The following is a 23,598-nucleotide window of genomic DNA, read 5'->3' as shown; positions in this document are numbered from 1 at the left end:
GTTGCTTACCGTAGGTATCGCTATCCAAACTTTTAGTTATAAGAAAAAATTAAGCATTTCAAATCACTCTTCTTGCTGAATTCGGCGTCGTACTGAATCAGCATGAGAAGGTAAACCTTCTGCTGTTGCTAGCACATCAATAGCACCAGCCACATTTTGCAGTGCGGTTTGAGAGTATTGAATAATACTGGAGTGCTTGAGGAAAGTTTCAACCCCCAATGCCGAAGCATAGCGGGCAGCGCCAGAAGTTGGCAAGGTATGGTTAGGGCCTGCCAAATAGTCTCCTACGGCTTCTGGTGTTGAGTAACCTAAAAAGATTGCCCCAGCGTGGCGAATCTGTGGTAGGAGTGCCCAAGGGTCTTTGATTTCTAATTCTAGGTGTTCGGGGGCAAATTCATTTGAGAGTTCTGCTGCTGCTTCGAGCGATTCCACAACGACAATCAAGCCGTAGTGAGCGATCGCTTTTTCTGTGTCTATTCGCCGTGGATGATCTACTAGCTGTCTTTCCAAGGCTAATTGCACGTTTTTCGCCAAAGCAGCATCCGTCGTCAATAAAATTGCTGCCGCCATTGGATCATGTTCGGCTTGGGCCAGCAAGTCAGCAGCGACATGCACCGGATTTGCTGTTTCATCGGCAATCACCAGCACTTCGCTGGGGCCTGCCAAAGAATCAATACCGACAGTGCCGTAGACAAGTTTTTTCGCTAGGGTGACATAAATGTTACCAGGGCCAGTAATCACATTCACTTTCGGAATCGTTTCTGTACCATAGGCTAAAGCGGCGATCGCTTGTGCGCCCCCAATGCGATAAATTTCTTGCACCCCTGCTTCTTGGGCAGCTACCAAGACTGCGGGATTAATTGCACCCCCTGGCCCTGGTGGTGTCACCATTACCACGTGGGGTACGGCAGCAACATGAGCCGGAATTGCATTCATTAGCACTGTACTGGGATAGGCGGCACGGCCACCAGGCACATACAACCCAGCTCGATCTACGGGGGTGTAGCGTTTGCCCAGCACTACTTCATCGTCGCCAAAATGTACCCAGCTTTTCGGTACACGCTGACGATGAAACGCTTCAATTTGGCGGCAAGCTAGCCGAATTGCATCAAGCAATTCCTTTGACACCTGTTGATAGGCTGCATCTAATTCCGAGCCTGTAACTCGGAGTTCTTCTGCTTTCAAGGTTTGTTTGTCAAATTCGGCTGTGTAATGCAATACAGCTTTGTCGCCTTGGCGCTTCACTGCTTGCAAAACTTCCCGCACCGTTGCTTCTTTGTGAAGCACCTGTTCGTCATGGGTGCGATCGCAGATCCGTTGTAGTTCTGCTCTAACGTCTGCCTGCTGAGTAATGATTCGCAGCATGGAGTAAGGACAATGCCAAAATTATAATATTGCCACCTGAGATTTAGTATTGCTCTTGACCCACTGGGGTGTGCAAGCTGACTCTAATTCTCTTCTCTAGCTTAACCTGAATTTTTTTCATACTCTCAAGACTACCAGCATATACTTTGCTTGATAAGGCAACTTAATTGCTCAGTTCCACAAGCCTCGGTAGGCTAGTAACAAAAAGCAGGTATGCCATTCATGCTACCCTTATGCCCTTATTTTCACTACTTGCTGACTGCAAGTGGTGTATTCACCTAATCTCCCGAATTACAGGGAGTATGGTCTGAGTATAATTTTTACTTATTTTCCTAACTTTCTGTAGTTCTTAATCTCTGTATAGAGACGATATATCGGTTCTATACTTGAAAATCCCTGAAATTTAGCTCTTTACAGTTCTTTGCCTCTGACAATACATCCGCTTTACGGGTATAAGATTGTATTTTTTGGCAATCACATTGCTTAATCAGGTTGTGGTGAGTTAGGGTGGCAGTCTTTAGATGTATCTGAATATTTTACACGCATTTCCTAAATCGACGAAATACGCAATCGGGGAGTAGGGAAGACACAGGAAAGGGTGGAACAGTAACTATATGATTATTTATCCCCAGAATTTTTTTAGTAAATTATAACATTGGCAATTTGGATGCTATATTAGTAAGTCTAGTAGTGTGTGTACATAATTAATAGTATTTTTGGAATTGACTGTGGCGAATACAAAGTCTGCTCTCAAGCGTGCCGAAATCGCAGAACGTAACCGACTGCGTAACAAAGCTTACAAATCAGCAGTCAAGACGCTGATCAAGAAATACATTAATGCTGTAGCTGCCTATACAGCTAATCCTAGCCCAGAATTAAAACAAGAAGTACAAACCAAGTTATCTGAGGCTTACGGCAAAATCGATAAAGCGACTAAACGGGGTGTCCTTCACCCCAACAATGGGGCAAGGAAAAAATCAAGATTGGCTCACAGACTAAAACCCCTCACACAAACAGCTGAGTAGTCATTGGTCATTTGTCCTTCGTCATTTGTGATTAAGGACAAACAACATAGAGGCGCCAGCGGTGAAGTATCGCGGTCTTGGGGGTTTCCCCCATGAGCGACTGCTGAACCCGTTGGCGCAGCCTCTCGTAGAGAAGGGCTTCCCGCAGGGTAGGACAAAAAATGCAACTGATAGACACGCACGTACATCTCAACTTTGATAGTTTCCAACCGGATTTAGCAACAGTGCGATCGCGGTGGCAAGAAGCAGGTGTAGTGCGTTTAGTACATTCCTGTGTTCACCCAGAGGAGTTTGCCAGTATTCAATTCTTAGCTCAAGAATTTCCCGAAATCAGCTTTGCTGTAGGTTTACACCCTTTAGATGCTGAGAAATGGAATAGCGACACAGCCGAGAAAATCAAAACTTTAGCAAGTTCTGACTCGAATGTGGTAGCAATTGGGGAAATGGGGCTGGATTTTTACAAAGCTGATAACTACGAGCATCAGCTGATGGTGTTCGAGTCACAGTTAGCGATCGCATCGGAACTAAACTTACCAGTGATTATCCACTGTCGGGATGCTGCTGTGGCAACCAGAGAAGTGTTGCAAAAATGGCGGGAACTCAAAGGAGAAAGAGTACGGGGTGTCATGCATTGCTGGGGAGGAACGCCAGAAGAAACCCAATGGTTTCTCGATTTAGGCTTCTACATCAGCTTTAGCGGAACGGTAACGTTCAAAAACGCCAAAGCAATCCAATCTTCAGCGGCGATGGTAAGTAGCGATCGCCTACTGATTGAAACAGACTGTCCATTTCTGGCTCCAGTTCCGAAACGGGGCGAGAGGCGCAACGAGCCGGCTTACGTCCTTTATGTAGCCGAACAAGTAGCTAAATTGCGTCAGGAAACAGTAGAGGCGATCGCCCATCAAACTACCAAAAATGCCTGTGAATTATTTGGGTTGTCAGTATCAACTGTATCCTAGTATCTTTTGTTAAGTTGTGCTAAAAAAAATAAAACTATAGGGGGACAAAAATATGCTAATATTATTCCCTCAAAAACATTTTGCTTGCGCCATAATGATAAAGGAAGGAGCCTAAAACTTCTCATCTAAATTTTCCGTGCTGTTATGGCTTGGCCATCCTCCCAATCTCTACAAGCGGATGCTCTCCCCACATGACTCAACCGTGCCAACCCAAATTGAGCTAGACTTTTGCACAACATCGGCTGAGTGTGTATTGAATCTATTGAAAATCGTTAAACAAAATTGTCTTGTGAGTACAATCCAGCAAAATGAAGTGATTCTGATTCAAAATCGACGAAGTGTGGATCATTCCCTCAGTCTTAGGATATCTAGGATATCACTGAGAGTATAAACAGCGGAGTGGATTTAAGAGACACTGGGTAGAGCTGCGTCAGCCAACTAAGGCGCTTTTTGGAGGGAAAGTGAGGAAAATTAGATCAAATTCAGGAATATCTCAACTGTATATTCTGATTGAAATGGGCATGGGGCATTGGGTGCGGAGTGTAAATGCTTTCAGCAAATTATTCCTTGCTTGTGCGCTTCTACATTCCTCATTAAGAGTGATCGTCCCCTTGTCAAGATTGCTCATTGTAGCTAGATTTAATCGCTCTGTTTGCCCACACATCTAAATAGTAAGTGTGTAAGAAAAAGTTCCCCAATAGCTAAGGACACTGGCTAGCAGTGGGAAGCGTCAAACAGCAGTGTCCAAGGGAAAATTTAACCAGGTTGACAAAGGTAGAGGCATGACTAAAGAAACATACATGGAACCCGCCTTTCTGTTGCCCGACTTGATTGAAATTCAGCGTTCAAGCTTTCGCTGGTTTTTGGAAGAAGGGCTGATAGAAGAACTTAACTCCTTTAGTCCTATTACAGATTATACGGGTAAATTAGAACTGCACTTTTTGGGTCATAACTACAAACTCAAGGAGCCAAAGTACAGCGTCGAAGAAGCCAAGCGGCGGGATAGCACTTATGCCGTCCAAATGTATGTTCCCACACGGTTGATTAATAAAGAAACCGGGGAAATCAAAGAGCAAGAGGTATTCATTGGTGATTTGCCTTTGATGACCGATCGCGGCACGTTTATTATTAACGGTGCCGAGCGGGTAATTGTCAACCAAATCGTGCGATCGCCAGGAGTCTACTATAAATCAGAAATCGACAAAAACGGGCGACGTACTTATTCAGCTAGCTTAATTCCTAACCGGGGAGCATGGCTGAAATTTGAAACAGACCGTAACGATTTGGTGTGGGTACGCATTGACAAAACACGCAAACTCTCAGCGCAAGTACTTTTAAAGGCTTTAGGGTTATCAGACAACGAAATCTTTGACGCCTTACGCCACCCAGAGTATTTCCAAAAAACCATCGAAAAAGAAGGGCAATTCTCTGAAGAAGAAGCCCTGATGGAGTTATATCGGAAATTGCGTCCTGGTGAACCACCCACAGTTTTAGGTGGACAACAACTTTTAGATTCTCGTTTCTTTGACCCGAAACGTTATGACCTTGGTCGCGTTGGACGGTACAAACTCAATAAGAAATTGCGCCTTTCTGTCCCAGACACAATGCGCGTGTTGACTGCTGGCGATATCTTGGCAGCCGTAGATTACCTGATCAACCTAGAATATGACATCGGTAATATCGATGACATTGACCACTTAGGGAACCGTCGGGTGAGAAGCGTTGGGGAATTGTTGCAAAACCAAGTGCGGGTCGGCTTAAACCGTTTAGAGAGAATTATTCGAGAACGGATGACTGTATCCGATGCCGAAGTGCTAACTCCCGCTTCCTTGGTGAACCCCAAACCATTGGTAGCAGCAATTAAAGAATTCTTTGGTTCGAGCCAATTAAGTCAGTTCATGGATCAAACAAATCCCTTAGCAGAACTGACCCACAAACGCCGTCTAAGTGCCCTTGGCCCTGGTGGTTTAACTCGCGAACGCGCCGGTTTTGCCGTGCGAGATATTCATCCTAGTCACTATGGACGCATTTGCCCCATTGAGACACCAGAAGGCCCCAACGCCGGATTGATTGGCTCGTTAGCAACCCACGCGCGGGTTAACCTTTACGGCTTCCTCGAAACACCATTTAGACCTGTAGAAAATGGGCGAGTCAGATTTGATCTGCCTCCAGCCTACATGACAGCCGATGAAGAAGACGACCTGCGGGTTGCTCCGGGAGATATTCCTGTAGATGAAACCGGGCATATTATTGGGCCATTAGTGCCAGTCCGGTATCGCCAAGAATTTTCCACCACAACACCAGAACAGGTGGATTACGTAGCAGTATCTCCCGTACAGATCGTGTCGGTAGCAACCAGCATGATTCCCTTCTTGGAGCATGATGACGCTAACCGAGCGCTGATGGGATCGAACATGCAACGGCAAGCAGTACCCCTGCTCAAGCCAGAACGTCCTTTGGTGGGTACTGGTTTGGAAGCTCAAGGAGCAAGAGACTCCGGGATGGTGGTTGTATCGCGTACCGATGGCGATGTCACTTATGTAGATGCTACAGAAATTCGCGTCCGTCCTAAAGCTAACACCTCCGAAATTAGATACACCCTTTCCAAGTACCAACGTTCCAACCAAGACACCTGTTTAAATCAGAAACCTCTCGTCCGCATTGGTGAGCGTGTCGTTGCTGGTCAGGTGCTAGCTGATGGCTCCTCCACTGAAGGCGGTGAATTGGCGCTAGGACAAAATATCGTCGTTGCCTATATGCCTTGGGAAGGCTACAACTACGAAGACGCAATTCTAATCTCTGAAAGACTGGTGCAGGATGATGTCTACACCTCAATTCACATTGAAAAATATGAAATTGAAGCTAGACAGACAAAACTCGGGCCAGAAGAAATTACCAGAGAAATTCCTAACGTCGGCGAAGATGCCTTGCGTCAGTTGGATGAACAGGGGATCATTCGCATTGGGGCATGGGTAGAAGCTGGAGACATCTTGGTAGGAAAAGTCACACCCAAGGGTGAATCTGACCAACCGCCAGAAGAAAAACTGTTGCGTGCCATCTTTGGTGAGAAAGCACGGGATGTGCGAGACAATTCTCTGCGAGTACCAAACGGTGAAAAAGGTCGCGTAGTTGATGTGCGCTTGTTTACTCGTGAACAAGGCGATGAACTGCCCCCAGGAGCCAATATGGTAGTCCGGGTGTATGTTGCTCAAAAACGCAAAATCCAAGTTGGCGACAAAATGGCAGGACGCCACGGTAATAAAGGGATTATTTCTCGAATCTTACCAGCGGAAGATATGCCTTATTTACCGGATGGTTCACCAGTAGACATTGTACTTAACCCCTTGGGTGTACCCAGTCGGATGAACGTGGGACAAGTATTTGAATGTCTCTTGGGTTGGGCTGGTCAAACCTTGGGAGTACGATTTAAGATTACTCCCTTTGATGAAATGTACGGTGAAGAGTCATCTCGGCGAATCGTGCATGGCAAATTGCAAGAAGCACGAGACGAAACAGGGAAAGACTGGGTATATAACCCAGATAACCCAGGCAAAATCATGGTGTATGACGGTCGTACAGGTGAACCCTTTGACCGAGCAATTACCATCGGTGTGGCTTATATGCTGAAACTGGTGCATTTGGTGGATGATAAGATCCACGCTCGTTCCACAGGCCCATACTCACTGGTGACTCAGCAACCCTTGGGTGGTAAAGCACAACAAGGTGGTCAGCGGTTTGGGGAAATGGAAGTGTGGGCATTGGAAGCCTTTGGTGCGGCTTACACCTTACAGGAATTGCTCACAGTTAAATCTGACGATATGCAAGGACGGAATGAAGCGTTAAATGCGATCGTTAAAGGTAAGGCAATTCCTCGTCCTGGAACTCCAGAATCCTTTAAGGTGTTAATGCGCGAGTTGCAATCATTGGGGTTAGACATTGCCGTTCACAAGGTAGAAACCCAAGCAGACGGCAGTTCCCTAGATGTGGAAGTCGATTTGATGGCAGACCAATCAGCCCGTCGCACACCTCCCCGACCAACTTACGAATCTCTTTCCCGCGAATCGCTGGATGATGACGAATAAGGATTAGGGAATCGGGCATGGGGCATTGGGCATTGTTTCAACTCCCCATGCCCAATGTTCCAAAACTAAATATACTCAAAATTCAAAACTCATAACTCGGAACTCAGCACTTAAGTATGAGACCTGCCCAAACTAATCAGTTTGACTACGTAAAAATTGGCTTGGCTTCCCCCGAACGCATTCGGCAGTGGGGCGAGAGAACATTGCCCAACGGTCAAGTAGTCGGTGAAGTTACCAAGCCAGAGACTATTAACTACCGAACTCTCAAGCCAGAAATGGATGGCTTGTTTTGTGAGCGCATTTTTGGCCCCGCGAAAGATTGGGAATGCCATTGTGGCAAGTATAAAAGAGTCCGTCATAGAGGTATTGTCTGTGAGCGCTGTGGGGTCGAAGTCACCGAGTCACGGGTGCGTCGCCACCGCATGGGCTATATTAAACTCGCTGCACCAGTAGCTCACGTCTGGTATCTTAAAGGCATTCCTAGCTATATTTCCATCCTGTTGGATATGCCCTTGCGGGATGTCGAGCAGATTGTCTATTTCAACTCTTATGTTGTCCTGAGTCCAGGTAATGCCGAAACTTTAACTTACAAACAACTACTGAGTGAAGACCAGTGGTTGGAAATAGAAGACCAAATTTATAGCGAAGATTCTCTGCTGCAAGGTGTAGAAGTAGGTATTGGCGCTGAAGCATTGTTGCGTTTGCTTGCCGATATCAATTTAGAGCAAGAAGCCGAAAGTCTACGCGAAGAAATTGGCAACGCTAAGGGGCAAAAGAGAGCCAAACTTATTAAGCGACTGCGGGTGATTGACAACTTTATCGCCACTGGTTCCAAACCAGAGTGGATGGTAATGGCAGTTATTCCCGTAATTCCCCCCGACTTGCGCCCAATGGTGCAACTAGATGGCGGACGGTTTGCTACCAGCGATTTAAATGATTTGTATCGGCGAGTAATTAACCGCAATAATCGTTTGGCACGCTTGCAAGAAATTTTGGCACCAGAGATTATCGTGCGGAACGAAAAGCGGATGCTGCAAGAAGCAGTGGATGCTTTGATTGACAATGGTCGTCGGGGACGCACTGTGGTAGGGGCAAATAACCGACCCCTGAAATCTTTGTCCGACATTATTGAGGGTAAGCAAGGACGTTTCCGACAAAACTTGTTAGGTAAACGGGTTGACTACTCTGGACGTTCTGTAATTGTGGTCGGGCCAAAGCTGAAAATTCACCAGTGCGGTTTGCCTAGAGAAATGGCAATTGAGCTATTCCAACCATTTGTAATTAACCGCCTGATTCGTAGCGGTATGGTGAATAACATCAAAGCTGCGAAAAAGCTGATATCGCGTAATGATCCCAGTGTTTGGGATGTGCTGGAAGAGGTGATTGAAGGACACCCTGTGATGCTAAATCGGGCACCAACGTTGCACCGTTTGGGTATTCAGTCTTTTGAACCAATTTTAGTAGAAGGTAGAGCGATTCAACTCCATCCTCTAGTGTGTCCAGCTTTTAACGCCGACTTTGACGGCGACCAAATGGCGGTACACGTCCCTCTTTCTTTAGAAAGTCAAGCTGAAGCGCGGTTGTTGATGTTGGCTTCTAACAATATTTTGTCACCAGCCACAGGTAAACCCATCATCACGCCTAGCCAAGATATGGTGTTGGGAGCCTATTATTTAACGGCAGAAAATCCCGGTGCGATAAAAGGGGCAGGAAATTACTTTTCTTCACTGGAGGACGTAATTATGGCTTTCCAGCAAGATCAAATTGACTTGCACGCCTATATTTACGTAAGGTTTGACGGTGAAATAGAATCAGACGAACCGGATACAGAACCCGTGAAAGTGACGGAAAACGAGGATGGTACTCGCACATTACTCTATAAGTTCCGTCGAATCAGACAAGACGCGAAAGGTAATGTACTGTCACAGTATATATACACAACTCCTGGCCGCGTTATTTACAACAATGCCATTCAGGAAGCACTAGCAAGTTAATTCGTAATTTCTAATTCGTAATTCGTAATTGAACAATTAATTACGAATTACGAACTATGAATTACAAATTATTAATTATTGATGACTCAGGACTAATGATTAATGACTAACGAAAAAATGATTTTTCGCAATCGCGTAGTTAACAAAAGTCAACTGCAAAAATTAATTTCTTGGGCCTTTACGAATTATGGTACAGCGCGAACCGCAGTGATGGCGGACAAATTGAAAGATTTGGGATTTCGCTATGCTACCAAAGCAGGGGTTTCCATCAGTGTAGATGACTTGATGATACCACCAACTAAGCGATTGCTCTTAGAAGCAGCTGAGGAAGAAATTCGCGCTACTGAAACCCGTTATCAACGGGGAGAAATCACTGAAGTAGAACGCTTCCAAAAGGTAATTGATACTTGGAATGGTACCAGTGAAGCCTTGAAAGATGAAGTAGTCGTCCACTTCAAGAAGACTAATCCCCTGAACTCCGTATACATGATGGCATTCTCCGGGGCACGGGGGAACATCTCTCAAGTGCGTCAGTTGGTAGGGATGCGGGGACTAATGGCAGATCCTCAAGGGGAAATTATCGATTTGCCCATTAAAACCAATTTCCGTGAAGGATTAACTGTGACGGAATACATTATTTCGTCTTACGGTGCCAGAAAAGGATTGGTGGATACTGCCTTACGGACGGCTGACTCTGGTTATCTTACCCGCCGATTGGTGGACGTATCCCAGGATGTAATTATTCGGGAATTTGATTGCGGTACCACTAGAGGTCTGGCGATTCGACCAATGACAGAAGGCGCTAAAACCTTGATTCCTCTAGCCACCCGCTTGATGGGGCGGGTAATTGGCGAAGATGTGGTGCATCCGGTAACAAAAGAATTGATTGCAGCCCGCAATTCCCCAATTTCTGAGGATTTGGCGAAGAAAATTGAAACATCTGGGGTGGGTGAAGTTGTGGTGCGATCGCCACTAACTTGTGAAGCCGCACGTTCTGTCTGTCAACACTGCTACGGCTGGAGTTTGGCTCACGCTAAGATGGTAGACTTAGGCGAAGCTGTGGGGATTATTGCCGCCCAAAGTATCGGTGAACCTGGTACTCAGCTAACCATGCGGACATTCCACACAGGTGGGGTGTTTACTGGAGAAGTGGCGCAACAAGTTCGTTCTAAAATCGATGGAACTGTCAAGCTTCCCCGCAAATTGAAGACTAGAACGTATCGTACCCGTCACGGGGAAGATGCCCTCTATGTTGAGGCTAATGGCATCCTGCTTCTGGAACCGAAAAAAGAAGGTGATGTTACCCCAGAGAACCAAGAAGTTCATCTGACTCAAGGTTCAACACTATATGTATTTGATGGAAATAAGGTAAAACAAGGTCAGTTGTTGGCAGAGGTTGCCCTCGGTGGACGGACAACTCGAACTAATACAGAAAAAGCAGTTAAAGATGTCGCCTCTGACTTGGCAGGGGAAGTGCAATTTGCTGAAGTAGTTCCAGAACAAAAAACCGACCGTCAGGGTAATACCACAACTACCGCAGCACGGGGTGGTTTGATTTGGATTTTATCTGGAGAAGTTTACAACTTGCCACCAGGTGCAGAATTAGTGGTGAAAAATGGTGATGCGATCGCTTCTAACGGAGTTTTAGCAGAAACCAAATTAGCTAGTTTGCACGGCGGTGTGGTGCGCTTGCCGGAAGCTACCCCAGGTAAGAGTACCAGGGAAATTGAAATTATCACTGCTTCTGTGGTACTAGACCAAGCTACGGTGACAGTCCAAAGTTCCCAAGGTCGCAATAATTACTTAGTCTCCACTGGTAACAACCAAGTATTTAACCTCAGAGCTACACCAGGCACAAAAGTGCAAAATGGTCAAGTAGTAGCTGAGTTAATTGATGACCGCTATCGGACAACCACCGGTGGTTTCCTGAAATTCGCGGGTGTAGAAGTCCAGAAAAAAGGCAAAGCCAAGCTGGGTTATGAAGTCGTGCAGGGCGGTACCCTGTTGTGGATTCCTGAAGAAAGCCACGAAGTTAATAAAGATATCTCGTTGCTGTTGGTAGAAGACGGTCAGTTTGTCGAAGCTGGCACCGAAGTGGTGAAGGATATCTTCTGCCAAAACAGCGGTGTGGTAGAAGTGACCCAGAAAAACGACATCCTGCGGGAAGTCGTGGTGAAGCCAGGGGAACTGCTGATGGTGGACGATCCAGAATCAGTTATCGGGCGAGATAACACATTCATCCAACCAGGTGAGGAATTCCAAGGCAATGTCGCCACGGAATTGCGTTATATCCAATATGTGGAAACACCAGAAGGCCCAGCCCTGTTGAGTCGTCCAGTAGTTGAGTTTGCTGTACCGGATAATCCAGATGTGCCATCAACGACATCAGTAAGTCAACAAACCGGGCGATCGATTCAGTTACGGGCTGTGCAGCGACTACCTTACAAAGATTCAGAACGCGTCAAATCTGTTGAAGGTGTGGAACTGCTGCGAACCCAGCTAGTGCTGGAAATTGAGCAAGAAGGGGAACAAGACCATAATGCTTCACCCCTGGCAGCAGATATTGAATTGGTGCAGGATACTGAAGACCCAGAAGTTCAACGCTTGCAACTGGTGATTTTGGAATCCTTGGTAATTCGTCGAGACATTACCGCTGATGCCACCCAAGGTAGCACCCAAACGACACTTGAGGTACACGATGGGTTAACCATCGCCCCCGGATCTGTAGTCGCACGTACCCAAATCTTGTGTAAAGAAGGTGGGGAAGTGCGAGGTGTCAAAAAAGGAACTGAAAACGTTCGTCGTTGCTTGGTGTTACGCGACGTTGACAGGCTCGCCATTAATACTGGTACTCAGCCCAAGGTGAAAGTGGGTGATTTGCTAGTAGAAGGTGCAGAAGTTGCTCCTGGAGTTTTTGCCCCAGAATCAGGGCAAGTAGTGGATATCAAAAGTGCCGCTGCTGCATCTGGTGGAGAGTCTGCTCTGAGTAATAAAAACTACGTTATTACTACCCGTATTGGTCGCCCTTACCGAGTCAGCCCTGGTGCTGTGTTGCAGATAGAGGACGGTGATTTGGTACAACGGGGTGATAACTTGGTGTTGCTGGTGTTTGAACGCGCCAAAACCGGAGATATCATTCAAGGTTTGCCCCGGATTGAGGAACTACTTGAAGCTCGTAAACCTAAAGAAGCGTGCATTTTATGTCGCCGGGCGGGTGAAGTTAAGGTAGTTTACGCTGATGGTGGTGATGAAGCGATCGCTATTAAGGTCGTAGAATCAAATGGCGTAGTGACAGATTATCCTTTGGGCCCAGGACAAAATTTGATTGTGCCAGATGGCTCAATGGTATTAGCGGGACAACCGTTGACCGACGGCCCATCCAATCCTCATGAAATTTTGGAAATCTTCTTTAGCCTGGGTTCTGAAGATGGAATCTATGCTTGTGCTAGCCTTGCCTTGCAGAAGGTACAAACCTTCTTGGTGAATGAAGTGCAAATGGTTTATCAGTCTCAAGGGATTGATATTTCCGATAAGCACATTGAAGTGATTGTTCGCCAGATGACCAACAAAGTCAGGATTGATGATGGTGGTGACACTACCATGCTTCCCGGCGAATTGGTGGAACTGCGCCAAGTTGAGCAGGTGAACGAAGCTATGGCAATTACAGGCGGTGCTAGGGCACAGTATACCCCAGTGTTGTTGGGGATCACCAAAGCATCCTTGAACACCGACAGCTTTATTTCCGCCGCATCCTTCCAAGAGACAACACGGGTACTTACCGAAGCAGCTATCGAAGGCAAATCTGACTGGCTGCGTGGGTTAAAGGAAAACGTAATTATTGGGCGATTGATTCCGGCTGGTACTGGGTACAATACCTATGATGAACCTGGTGCGATCGAAGATTATGCTGCTGAGATTAGCAGTAGTGTCTTAGATGAAGTTGACGATCCTCTAGATATGGTTTTAGATGACCGCACAGCTCGCACCTATAATTTAGATTCTCCGACTCTTGGGGAATCTGGTTTTGGCAGCAGACGTGCAGAAAGGTCAGTTTTAGATGACGAAGATGAATTAATCGCCGATGAAGTCGCAGACGACGACGATTACGAGGAAGAAGAGGAAGACGACGAAGATGATTTTGATGATGAATAGAGACGTAAAATTTCAGGTCTCTATTAAAAGATAAAAAGCAAAAAGGCAAAAGAAGATTTTCTTTTGCCTTTTTATTTTGCTCTCTAAAAACACATTTTTAAATCCTCAAGATTCTAGTTTCTGGCTTTTAAGCTAGTAGTCTGTCAATTATGGCGATTCAAAAGTAATATCCTCATATAAATCTGCAACAGCACACCGAAAATCTACACTTGCCAGATGAATGATATCTTCTTGTCCATAAGGATAAAGTACCCATTGTCTCTCTGGATTACGGCGAAAACACTCAACATTTAATCGAGTTTGACTCACAAGTACATATTCCTGAAGTGACTCCATCTGTCGGTAGTCAGCAAATTTATCACCTCTGTCAAAGGCTTCTGTTGTTGGAGATAGCACTTCTATAATTAAGCAGGGATAACGCAGAAAGTTGTTAAAAGCTCTATCTCGTTGGTCACAACTTACTATCACATAGGGGTAGTAATAGATATTAATCGACTCAATATGTGCTTTAGTGTCTGAGATATAAGCCTGACAGCCACTCCCGCGCAAATGATTTCTCAGCAGAGCAAACAGATTTCCGCTAATAATTACATGGGTATTGCTTGCCCCTGCCATTGCATAAACCTGTCCCCGTCTATATTCATGCTTGATAGGACTGGTTTCTTCTCCTTTGAGATAGTCTTCTGGGGAAATATAGCTAGAATTTGGAATTGCGACCATCTGTAATGACCTTGTGTGATGCCTTATATCTATTTTAAGAGAAGCTTGACGGCTAAATCCGCATAAATCTAGCTATTGCTAGATGCTGTAATTCTCTTAAGAGCTATAATCTACATCTGTTGCACCGAGAGATTAACTTGTGGATGTCATATTAGAACGATCGCACCAATTAAAACAAGCCTTAGTTGATTTTGTCTTTGATGCTGAGGGGGAACTGGCACAAGCACTGGAAACTTATGCAGCAGCACAGTCGCGCCGGGGAAGTGGAGATAGTACACAGCAGGATTTAATCATCGATAGCTTTCTGACAGATGGGAAAGTCGGTGATAAGTCTCCATTAGACTTGTTTATCGAAAGCAATCCAGATTTAGAAGAAAGCGATCACAGCCTGATCGACAGTTGGCATCATAGTTTTATTGGCTTATTTGCCATAACCAATATTTTACCTGATGGGTTTGAATTGACAAACTGGTTGACAGATAAACACTACATCGTCAAGCCAAACAATACTCAAACATTACAGGCAATATCTCGCTTGAAAGCAGGAGAAATTTTGCTAACTCGTATTTCTCCTGTCACCGATAGCTACTGGATGTTTTCTGGCCCCTACACAATAATGGGTAAATTAGGTAAACCAAAACTTGCTGTAGCAATTGGCAATTTCAAAGAGAATTATAAAAGTAATCTTTACAGCGATGCTCCCGACTTGCTAGAAGAAGCTTGGCAGTCAGTAGAAAAATATCATCAGCAGTTTGTGGACTTTTTTGGCACTGATGAAATCACACTATCTGGATACCATCTGAATAAAAAAATAGCGGAATTTCAAGAAGTAATTACGGAAAAAACCTTTGCAGCCGCAGGAATTGATACTTCTAAATCTCTGGCAGAAGTGGCAGAAGCAGCGGGCATTGGAGACGATGAAATCAAAGCAGCAGCACAAGAATTCGGTGCTGATTCCAATGTAGTCTCTGAGATGTTGAAGAGCAAAAGTGGCAATAGCAAAATGGTGATGCCAAAGGTTGATTTACCTGCTGACCTCAAGAAAGCAGAACAGGTAACAACCCTTTCTCATCCTCGTTGGGGACAGATGTTTTTACCAACATATAGTAAGATACAAGCAATTTTAGCGGCAGAGGATTGGCAAAGTGTTCAAGGGTCGGAAAAACTAGTTCGTTACTACCTGGAAGATAAAAGTATTAATGCTTTTATCTGGCATCGATTAGCGCAACAGTATCCAACTCAATTAGAAAATGTGTTAAAAGCATTTTTGCAACGTCCAGAGTTTAGGCTTGAAAGTGACTTGGATACACTTTTACAAGAATTCCACAAACCGATTGAGCCAGAGTTACCAGAAATTGCTAGCGTCCCCATACATCTACACAACTTATTTCAAGAAGCTTTAGGAGAAGTTAACAAATCTAAGCCCAAGAGTAAGGGGCAAAAAAAGTCAGCAAAAGGTTTTCAATAAGGTTAATTAATATATTCAATATCTCACTCTACCCACTTAAGGTTATATGTTTTCCAAGGTAGAGTCCTTTATGGGAGCGTACAGATACCTGTACGCTCCAAGCGCCTAGTGGGTAAAATCAATGTCAAAAACGAGATAAAAACCAGATAGTTAGATTTAAACATCGGTAGATAGCAAGTGAACAATCTCATCTACGATTCCTTCTGGACTCTCAAGCTTGGCTAGAAATCGATCAAAACCAGCATTTAAAGCCTTATAGCTTGAGACTTCCCGTGTATAAGAAGTGATAGCGATCGCAGGCAACTCTCTTAGGGATGGGCAAGAATGCACTCGAATTTGCTCAATTAACCAATTTCCATCATGATTGGGCAACTTCACATTGCATAACAAAATATCGGGATGAAGTGATTCGACTAAAGCAAGGGCTTCTTCTGCCTCGCTTAAAGCCATCACCTCTGCACCTTCCGTTTCCAAAATGAAGGTAAGTAAATCTGCAATATCTGGCTCATCTTCTACCAGTAAGATTAGGGTTCCAACAAGTTGCTGAAGCGAATTTAACTCAGTTTCTTGATTGATTTTTTGATTTGTTGCCATACCGTCCTTTTATTGGCTATCTACTTAGTCTGCTATTTCTATTGCAATGCATAGAGCAGAATAAGTATTCACCCTAAATATACAAATTTAGGGTGAAAAGCTTTAGAACAGGCTTTAGTTATTTTTTGGTAACAGGTAATTAGAGAAAAACCCTTACCCATTACCCATGACTCATTACCGAGGTTCAGCTTGAGTTGAAACTGTTAATACTTGCGGTGGTGTAGCATCTGGTGGATAGAGAAAGTCTACTTCTACTAAAGAGCGATCGCCCGCTTTCATCTTTAATAAAACTAATGGTTCCCCTGGTTGACCTCTCTTTTGCACTAAATGCACAAACTGAGTTTGTGGCTGATTTTGCTCATCTTTGTAACGTACCCGCACCGTTCCTCGGAAAAATACTTGAGGGGCTGGTGTACTCAAAAAGCGTAACCCTGGCTTAACTAATTGATCCTCCTTGAGTGGTGTTTGTATCGACACACTAACAGTTTGAGAACTTTGAGTATTGTTGTATAGCGGCAACTTCAGATTATATTGAATTCCATAGTTACCATGAGCGCGATATGCGGTGTCAGGATAGCGCACCAGCATAGTAGCACTTTGGATTTGACCAGTTCCTAAGGTACCGCCATGCAGGGTACTCAGAGCGTAAGAAAACACTTGACCAGGCTGGGGAATAGTTAGATACCTAGCTTTAGGATTATCTACTAATAAGGCTCTCCATCGCGAACCACCAGCCACTCCAGCGACACGCCCATAAATTCTTGGCTTGTCAGTTCCCTCTAAGGGAGTGGGTGCTTTATCTCGTGGCCCAGCCAAATCACCATTATCTAGTAAATTTTGCCATTCTTCTAAATTAGGCGATCGCTCACTGCCATCAGGATTCACCCGTGCAAACATCGCTAGGCTAGCTGCATAGACAGTGCCATCACTTTGCAGTCGGATCAATGTAGACCGACCATTAAGAGGTGGTGTCAGTCCCTGCACCGGAATTGGTAAATTGAGTAACATCCGACTTTGCTTTGCTGGAATCTCAATTTGAGCAGGGAAAATTTCTTGTCGCACTCCTCGAAGCACATCAGACATAACGCGATCGCCTGGCCCGGCAAAAACTTTACCTAAAAAATTTTGGCTAAAAGATGGTAACTGAATAAATGGTGCATCCGGTTGACTCAAATAACTCGCCGCCTGCAAAATATTCACCTTCACCGATTCCGAACTAGGGTTATGCAAAATTATCCCTAAATAGAGCGATGTCTCCGACGAGCTACGCCTACGCAAATTATCTGCTGGTTCAGCTTTCGTAATGTGGTGAGCAAAAATATCAAATCGTCCTCGAAAGGGAAAATTCAGATGCGCCGTTGGCACTTTTTTCCCATCTGGTGGAAAGGTGGAAAGTAAAATTCCTTCTTTCAAAACCAATTCTGGACTATTGCTATTAAAAGTTGGCACTGTATCCAATTGCCCTGGTAAAGGTCGTACTTCTTGTGGTTGTACAACTTCTTCAAGTGATGGCGTAGCAGGAGTTAATTGAGCAATGGGAAAAACTAGTAACAATGGCAACATATACTTAGATATTTCTTTCACCATACAGACATTAACAACTTGATGAAAGTGCCAGTTTGTTAATAATTAATACAAAATCGGCAAGAATACCCATCAAATTTTCTTGATTGAGAATCGGAACATGGACAAAAATACAACGTGCTATGAGTTTATTTTGACTTAAGTAATCCAACACTGAATAGTAAAGACCTTCGCAAACAAATTTACCGCAGTCGTAGCTAATCTCAATTGCTGTGGCTCCCGCCACTAATTTTTCTAAATTAACCTCTGTCTGTAAAACAATTTCTCCATAGCTAGCAACGGCTTCCACACTTAATTGTGTACGGCTTGCAGCCATACCACAACAGATGATGTAATCAGGTTGGATTGCATTGATTTTTTCCATTACCTGAGTACTGGCAAGTTGCACATCTACGGGTAACTGGCGTAAAAAAGTTAAGTCATGCGGTATCAGATCGAGTTTGGTAACTTCAAGTAATAAATCATCAGAAGAATTTGTCTGTTGATCCTTTAGCCAAATATCAAAAGAAGTTAATAGAATTCTTTTCTTCATAACAAATATTATTTAGAATAGAAAAACCCTCCATAATAAATTTACAAGGAGCAGGTAAATGCCAGTGATTGCGGTCGTAGATTACGAGATGGGAAATTTGCACTCAGTCTGTAAAGGCTTGGAAAAAGCTGGGGCAACTCCTAATGTTACTTATTCTCCAAAGGAATTAGAGCAGGCAGATGCTATAGTCCTACCAGGAGTAGGAGCATTTGATCCAGCAGTGCAACACCTGCGAGCGCGTGGTTTGGAACAACCGATTAAAGAAGCGATCGCATCTGGTAAACCTTTCTTAGGAATTTGTTTAGGATTGCAAATTCTCTTTGAATCAAGTGCAGAAGGTACCCAACCAGGACTAGGAATTATCAAAGGAAAAGTGCGGCGGTTTCGCTCGGAACCCGACATTACTATTCCTCACATGGGTTGGAATCAGCTGGAAGTGACTCAACCAAAAAGTATTTTGTGGGAGCATTTACCATCCGATCCTTGGGTGTATTTTGTCCATTCCTACTATGTTGACCCAATAGACCCCCTAATCCGTGCAGCAACCGTCACTCACGGGACTCAAACCGTCACAGCTGCGATCGCCCATGAAAACCTGATGGCAGTCCAATTTCACCCCGAAAAATCTTCTAATATCGGCTTGCAAATCCTGTCTAATTTCGTTGCTCAAGTCCGCGAAAAAATTCCTGCCTAATATTCTTTTTGTCATTTGTTCTTTGTCTTTTGTCTACAATTGATGACCGATGACTAATGACTAATGACTAATAACCAATGAGTTTGAGAATTTACGGCAATCGTCAGCTAAAAACTTTACCAGGAAAAGAAACTAGACCCACTAGTGCGCGGGTAAGAGAGGCAGTATTTAATATTTGGCAGGGAGAAATCGCAGGTTGTCGCTGGCTAGATTTATGCGCTGGTACTGGCTCAATGGGCGCAGAGGCTTTGTGTAGAGGAGCCAGCCTAGTAATCGGAATAGAACAATCGAGCCGAGCCTGTGCCACCATCCAAGAAAATTGGCAGCAGGTAGTTAATGCCGACCAAGAATTTCGGGTATTACGGGGAGATATTACGCAGCAGTTAAAGACTTTATCAGGCAAGCAATTCGATAAAATTTACCTCGATCCCCCTTATGCCAGTGGATTGTACCAACCAGTATTAGAAGCGATCGCTCACCATCAACTTTTAGATTTTAGCGGCGAAATCGCAGTTGAACACGCCTCACAAGGTTGGATACCGCCAGAGATTCCCGCTTGGGAAATTTGCCGCCAGAAAGTTTACAGCAACACATCACTTACTTTCTACAGAATTCAGAGTGAGGGATTAGGGGCGGATAAAGGAGATGAGGAACAATATAACTCCTAACCCCTAACTCCTAACTCAGCACTCCCTTATCCTCCCAACTGATTGGGGCGCTTGTATTGCCTATAGGCAGCGTAAAACAGTCCGGCAAGGGTGACGAAAACTAGACCAAGGACAATACCTGATAGCAGGGGTTCAACCACTGGAAATCTCCTCTTTGTAATAATTAAATATTCGTTGCTTGCTTTTGATTTTACCAAATTTCGTATGAATCCTGCGCTCTACAGCCTTTTTAAAGGACAACTGCCTAACTGCCCACAAGAAAATAGTCTTCTGTGCTTGCAGACACGATCAAGAACTTTTAAGCTATGTGTAGGAAATAAAAACTTTTTAGCACACCTAGACTTTCACAGCAAACCTTTTGGATAACCAGATTACCAAACCTGAAATATTGATTCAGCGGATCGTTTTATTGATGCTGGCCACACTGCTAGCAGTCCCTTTAGGCTTTTTTGGTGTTCAGTTAGTTCAAGCCTCCGATCCATACGTCAAGAGTGTTCTATCCTTAACAGGAAACCCAGTTCAAGGACATGCGATCTTTCAAATTAACTGCGCTGGTTGTCATGGCTTGGAAGCAGACGGGCGAGTAGGGCCCAGTTTGCAGGCTGTTTCAAAGCACAAGTCTCGGTATGGGCTGATTCATCAAGTGATCAGTGGTGAAACACCGCCAATGCCAAAATTCCAACCTAGTGCCCAAGAAATGGCGGATCTTCTGAACTATTTAGAGTCGTTGTAGACCGGAGAATTTTTGGTTGCTGGATACACAAATGGAAAAAGCAGCATAGGTTGTGCTGTCTTTTTCTATCTCTAACAACTTTTAATAGACCCAGGACTTAAGGCTTGTCATTAGCCACATTTTTTTCCAACTGGCGATCGCTTTCAAAGCAGATTACATAACCTTGATTCTTGCGTGAATATTCTCAATAAAAATTGATAAATGAGAATCATACTTAAACTTTAAAACCCAAATTTCATCAGCCTTTTAAGAGATGCGGTAATGACAAGAGGTTTAAGCAGCATATTTGCGTAGAATCTTTGATAAAAACTCACATAACCTGTATATTTTTAAGTATATTAGCAAGTAACTATTTAATTATTGTGAAAGTGAGGTTAGGATAACTAACTCGTTAAAATTAAGGTAAAAGCTATTAATAAATGGGCTATGGTATAGCTTCTTTAACAAACTAGATATTCTTAAGATGCCTGAAAGCTAATGACTGAAGCGATCCAAATCGGTAATCGTACAATCGCAGCTAGTGAATTGATTTCCTTGCTGGCAAGTTATCAAATGCTGCCACAGTTGCAGCGTGAATTGATCATCGATGAGGCAATAGAGCAAAACTCACACCTTGCGAAAGTAGCAATAGAGTGTACACCTGAGGAAATAGCCCAAGCTAAACAGCAGTTTTACGCTGAAAAACAGTTCAAAAATGAAGAAGACATCCAGGCTTGGATGGCACATCAAGGCTTGACTTCCGATCAACTAGAAGTCATTACCACTCGTAAGCTTAAAATTGAAAAATTCAAGCAAGCTACTTGGGGTAACAAACTAGAATCTTACTTTTTCCAGTCCAAGACAAAACTGGACAAAGTAATTTATTCCCTACTGCGAACCCAAGATGTGGGAATTGCCCAAGAACTCTACTTCAGGATTCAGGCAAAAGAAAACTCTTTTGCTGACTTGGCGCGGGAATACTCACTCGGGCCAGAAGCCCAAACTGGCGGTTTAGTTGGCCCGATTGAATTGAATGCACTACATCCTGTAATGGTACAAATGCTCTCTAGCAGTCAACCAGGTCAGATATTGCCCCCTACACGCATCGCTGAATGGTTTGTTATTTTGCGGCTGGAAAAATTTATTCCCGCACAACTGGATGAATTTATGAAAGTGCGTCTTCTGAATGAACTTTTTGAAACCTGGATACAAGAACAGCAAAAGCAAATCATGTCTGCACCACAACAGGAGGTGGGCAGGGGAGGACAGGGAGAAAGCGATAAACCTTTAATTTAAGTATGGAAGTCACCTTCTATGCTGTTTGCCTTCAAAATCAAAAGTAGCGATCGCTGTGTTAGTTTTTTAGGCTGGACGTGCGATCGCTTTTGATGTGTTTTTTAGGTGAGTATTCACCTTTATTATACATGCTAGTAGGTGAATACTCACCTTTGTCAAAACATGGATGGGACGAGTTAGACTGCGAATTCGAGAATTAGCTCAGAAGCGGGGTTGGACACTGCAAGATGTAGCTGACCATGCTGAAGTCAACTACAACACAGTTAAAAGCTATGCTCGACGTGACGACGGGATGAATACAGTTGATTTAAGTGCAGTCTATAAAATAGCTCGTGCTTTAGAGGTGACGATTGAAGAATTGATTGAATTGATGGAATAGGCAATGGGTGTTGAAGAGGTTGAGATGATGCGATCGCCACATAGCATTACAATTGTCCAGTCGTCATTATCTTCAAACCGAGTTAAGCACTAGCGTAGGCTGTTTTCCATTTTGCAAGGGGATTATTTTGTGGGAGTTTTCAGAATTCTTTCATCAGCCGCATCCTTTCGGAGGGAGTGAGCATGAGTAGTTAGCAGTAAAGTTTTATAAAGTATTGAGGAGTGAAGGAAGATTTTTGGGAACTATAAAATAAGAGTTTTTAATAAACTGGACATCCGTACTTATGATTAATTTAGAAAATATTCAAAAAATTCAGGAGAGAGTTAAAAGTGGGATTTTAAATAGCTTTTGGAACTTTGACTACTGGGAGAATGTAGACGATAAAAGTGGATACTATGATATTGGTGGTAATGCACAAAGCAAAAATGGTCAATGGAAAGTAGAGATATACAGTTTTTGTGGGCATGATGCATCCATTATTGTCGAAAAAAATGGAGAGACTGTTTATAAAGTTGAATCTTGTGATAATGGCAATTTTAGAGAACATATAGAATTTTGCTTCACTACTTGGATTAGAGCAAAAAAAGAATTCGCTTCAGATTTACTGGATTCTATGCCTACCTAGAGAGCCGATTCAGTAGAAATACTTGACCTAAAACGCAATATCTGAATTTGTTATGTTATATGCAAATACTTAATACAATTATTTTCACTAACCTTTCTCCCACTGTTTGCCACCAGGTAACTCACTCAACATCTCATCAATAGCACCAGGCAAAGATTTTTGAGAATTCGTATAAGTCAAATCTAAAAAAGCCTGTGCTACTTCCATAATCTGAGATTTATCTACAATTGCTTCCAGTCGCTTAGGTGTATACAAACCATTTAAAACTTCAGCAGATGCAGGCTTGATTGCTGCATCAAAAGCAGCATCCAGCAAATCCTCTCATTCAGTTGGCTTCACATAATGAGAAGTCTTATTATCCTGAACCTATCCCAAATAATATTTTGTGAATCCAGATGTGGATAGTAGCGAGGTCAATAAATGCGTCAAAATAAACCTTTTGACGCTCCCATCTAACGACTAGACGACGGTATTTGCGTTGATACCAAGCGAAACACCGCTCCTGCTGAAATCTAGGAACAGAAATTTTAATGGGTCTTCCTCTGTTTTTCCTTGTTTTCCAAACTCGTTTTGGCCATTGAGGGCGAATACTCAGAAAGCGTAGGGCAGCACGTTTTTCTTTGGAGTCATAACCTTATCCAATACTAAATTCAGCATAAACAAAAACCCCCTAGCTGTTATGAGAGCTAGGGGGTTTTAGTTTGTAAGAATAAACCTGGCATCGAGCTATTTTTGCGTAGGGCTACCCC

19 protein-coding genes are annotated in these 23,598 nt (G+C 43.8%); 12 read left to right on the top strand and 7 right to left on the bottom strand.

The window, feature by feature from the left end:
- Nucleotides 1–63: 63 nt before the first annotated feature.
- Entirely contained in the window at nucleotides 64–1,365 is a 1,302-nt protein-coding gene (hisD, locus tag HWQ39_RS02585) for a histidinol dehydrogenase (RefSeq protein WP_292841134.1), read from the bottom strand.
- A 728-nt stretch (nucleotides 1,366–2,093) separates the two neighbouring features.
- Between hisD and rpsT the strand changes: the two genes are divergently transcribed.
- From rpsT to HWQ39_RS02560, 5 genes are all read left to right on the top strand, one after another.
- The gene (gene rpsT, locus HWQ39_RS02580) at nucleotides 2,094–2,390 is read left to right on the top strand and encodes a 30S ribosomal protein S20 (RefSeq protein WP_292841131.1); all 297 of its coding nucleotides are present in this window, start codon (nucleotides 2,094–2,096) and stop codon (nucleotides 2,388–2,390) included.
- Nucleotides 2,391–2,551: 161 nt separating this feature from the next.
- The gene (locus tag HWQ39_RS02575; RefSeq protein WP_292841128.1) at nucleotides 2,552–3,349 is read left to right on the top strand and encodes a TatD family hydrolase; all 798 of its coding nucleotides are present in this window, start codon (nucleotides 2,552–2,554) and stop codon (nucleotides 3,347–3,349) included.
- Between the two features lie 782 nt (nucleotides 3,350–4,131).
- Nucleotides 4,132–7,431, top strand: a complete 3,300-nt coding sequence (gene rpoB, locus HWQ39_RS02570; protein WP_292841126.1) for a DNA-directed RNA polymerase subunit beta — start codon at nucleotides 4,132–4,134, stop codon at nucleotides 7,429–7,431.
- A 116-nt stretch (nucleotides 7,432–7,547) separates the two neighbouring features.
- Complete coding sequence (locus tag HWQ39_RS02565; protein ID WP_292841123.1) at nucleotides 7,548–9,425, top strand: DNA-directed RNA polymerase subunit gamma; 1,878 nt, start codon at nucleotides 7,548–7,550, stop codon at nucleotides 9,423–9,425.
- 102 nt (nucleotides 9,426–9,527) lie between these two features.
- Entirely contained in the window at nucleotides 9,528–13,577 is a 4,050-nt protein-coding gene (locus tag HWQ39_RS02560; RefSeq protein WP_292841121.1) for a DNA-directed RNA polymerase subunit beta'', read from the top strand.
- Nucleotides 13,578–13,724: 147 nt separating this feature from the next.
- Here the strand turns inward: HWQ39_RS02560 and HWQ39_RS02555 are convergent, their stop codons facing one another.
- A complete protein-coding gene (locus tag HWQ39_RS02555; RefSeq protein WP_292841118.1) occupies nucleotides 13,725–14,297 on the bottom strand; it encodes a Uma2 family endonuclease in 573 nt (190 codons plus the stop codon).
- Nucleotides 14,298–14,436: 139 nt separating this feature from the next.
- Here HWQ39_RS02555 and HWQ39_RS02550 point away from each other — a divergent pair, with 139 nt between their 5' ends.
- Nucleotides 14,437–15,765: a hypothetical protein gene (locus tag HWQ39_RS02550; protein WP_292841115.1), complete on the top strand. Its 1,329-nt coding sequence runs from the start codon at nucleotides 14,437–14,439 to the stop codon at nucleotides 15,763–15,765.
- 156 nt (nucleotides 15,766–15,921) lie between these two features.
- Here the strand turns inward: HWQ39_RS02550 and HWQ39_RS02545 are convergent, their stop codons facing one another.
- From HWQ39_RS02545 to HWQ39_RS02535, 3 genes are all read right to left on the bottom strand, one after another.
- On the bottom strand, nucleotides 15,922–16,359 hold the full coding sequence (locus tag HWQ39_RS02545; RefSeq protein ID WP_292841112.1) for a response regulator: 438 nt from the start codon (nucleotides 16,357–16,359) through the stop codon (nucleotides 15,922–15,924).
- A 174-nt stretch (nucleotides 16,360–16,533) separates the two neighbouring features.
- Nucleotides 16,534–17,922, bottom strand: a complete 1,389-nt coding sequence (locus HWQ39_RS02540; RefSeq protein ID WP_292841188.1) for a DUF3370 domain-containing protein — start codon at nucleotides 17,920–17,922, stop codon at nucleotides 16,534–16,536.
- Between the two features lie 31 nt (nucleotides 17,923–17,953).
- Complete coding sequence (locus tag HWQ39_RS02535; RefSeq protein ID WP_292841109.1) at nucleotides 17,954–18,475, bottom strand: peptidase C15; 522 nt, start codon at nucleotides 18,473–18,475, stop codon at nucleotides 17,954–17,956.
- Nucleotides 18,476–18,533: 58 nt separating this feature from the next.
- Between HWQ39_RS02535 and hisH the strand changes: the two genes are divergently transcribed.
- Both hisH and rsmD read left to right on the top strand, forming a co-directional pair.
- Nucleotides 18,534–19,169, top strand: a complete 636-nt coding sequence (hisH, locus tag HWQ39_RS02530) for an imidazole glycerol phosphate synthase subunit HisH (RefSeq protein WP_292841106.1) — start codon at nucleotides 18,534–18,536, stop codon at nucleotides 19,167–19,169.
- 77 nt (nucleotides 19,170–19,246) lie between these two features.
- Nucleotides 19,247–19,837, top strand: coding sequence for a 16S rRNA (guanine(966)-N(2))-methyltransferase RsmD (gene rsmD, locus HWQ39_RS02525; RefSeq protein ID WP_292841103.1), 591 nt, complete (start codon nucleotides 19,247–19,249; stop codon nucleotides 19,835–19,837).
- 26 nt (nucleotides 19,838–19,863) lie between these two features.
- On the opposite strand, the gene petG is transcribed toward rsmD, so the two are convergent.
- A complete protein-coding gene (gene petG, locus HWQ39_RS02520; RefSeq protein ID WP_179067834.1) occupies nucleotides 19,864–19,977 on the bottom strand; it encodes a cytochrome b6-f complex subunit V in 114 nt (37 codons plus the stop codon).
- Nucleotides 19,978–20,195: 218 nt separating this feature from the next.
- On the opposite strand from petG, the gene HWQ39_RS02515 reads away from it, so the two are divergent.
- From HWQ39_RS02515 to HWQ39_RS02500, 4 genes are all read left to right on the top strand, one after another.
- Complete coding sequence (locus HWQ39_RS02515) at nucleotides 20,196–20,570, top strand: cytochrome c (protein ID WP_292841098.1); 375 nt, start codon at nucleotides 20,196–20,198, stop codon at nucleotides 20,568–20,570.
- A gap of 477 nt (nucleotides 20,571–21,047) precedes the next feature.
- Nucleotides 21,048–21,845: a peptidylprolyl isomerase gene (locus HWQ39_RS02510; RefSeq protein WP_292841095.1), complete on the top strand. Its 798-nt coding sequence runs from the start codon at nucleotides 21,048–21,050 to the stop codon at nucleotides 21,843–21,845.
- Nucleotides 21,846–22,011: 166 nt separating this feature from the next.
- Nucleotides 22,012–22,224 carry a helix-turn-helix transcriptional regulator gene (locus HWQ39_RS02505; protein WP_196522857.1) on the top strand — a complete coding sequence of 71 codons (213 nt, stop codon included), beginning with the start codon at nucleotides 22,012–22,014 and terminating at the stop codon, nucleotides 22,222–22,224.
- Nucleotides 22,225–22,507: 283 nt separating this feature from the next.
- Nucleotides 22,508–22,849, top strand: coding sequence for a hypothetical protein (locus HWQ39_RS02500; protein WP_292841090.1), 342 nt, complete (start codon nucleotides 22,508–22,510; stop codon nucleotides 22,847–22,849).
- A gap of 87 nt (nucleotides 22,850–22,936) precedes the next feature.
- On the opposite strand, the gene HWQ39_RS02495 is transcribed toward HWQ39_RS02500, so the two are convergent.
- Nucleotides 22,937–23,164, bottom strand: a complete 228-nt coding sequence (locus HWQ39_RS02495; RefSeq protein WP_292841087.1) for a hypothetical protein — start codon at nucleotides 23,162–23,164, stop codon at nucleotides 22,937–22,939.
- Nucleotides 23,165–23,598: the final 434 nt, after the last annotated feature.

It is taken from the genome of Nostoc sp. NMS8, from assembly GCF_017115045.1.
In the GTDB taxonomy this organism is placed as follows: domain Bacteria; phylum Cyanobacteriota; class Cyanobacteriia; order Cyanobacteriales; family Nostocaceae; genus Nostoc.
Note: the sequence above shows the minus strand (reverse complement) of the source record. Positions and strands in the feature narration are given on the sequence as shown.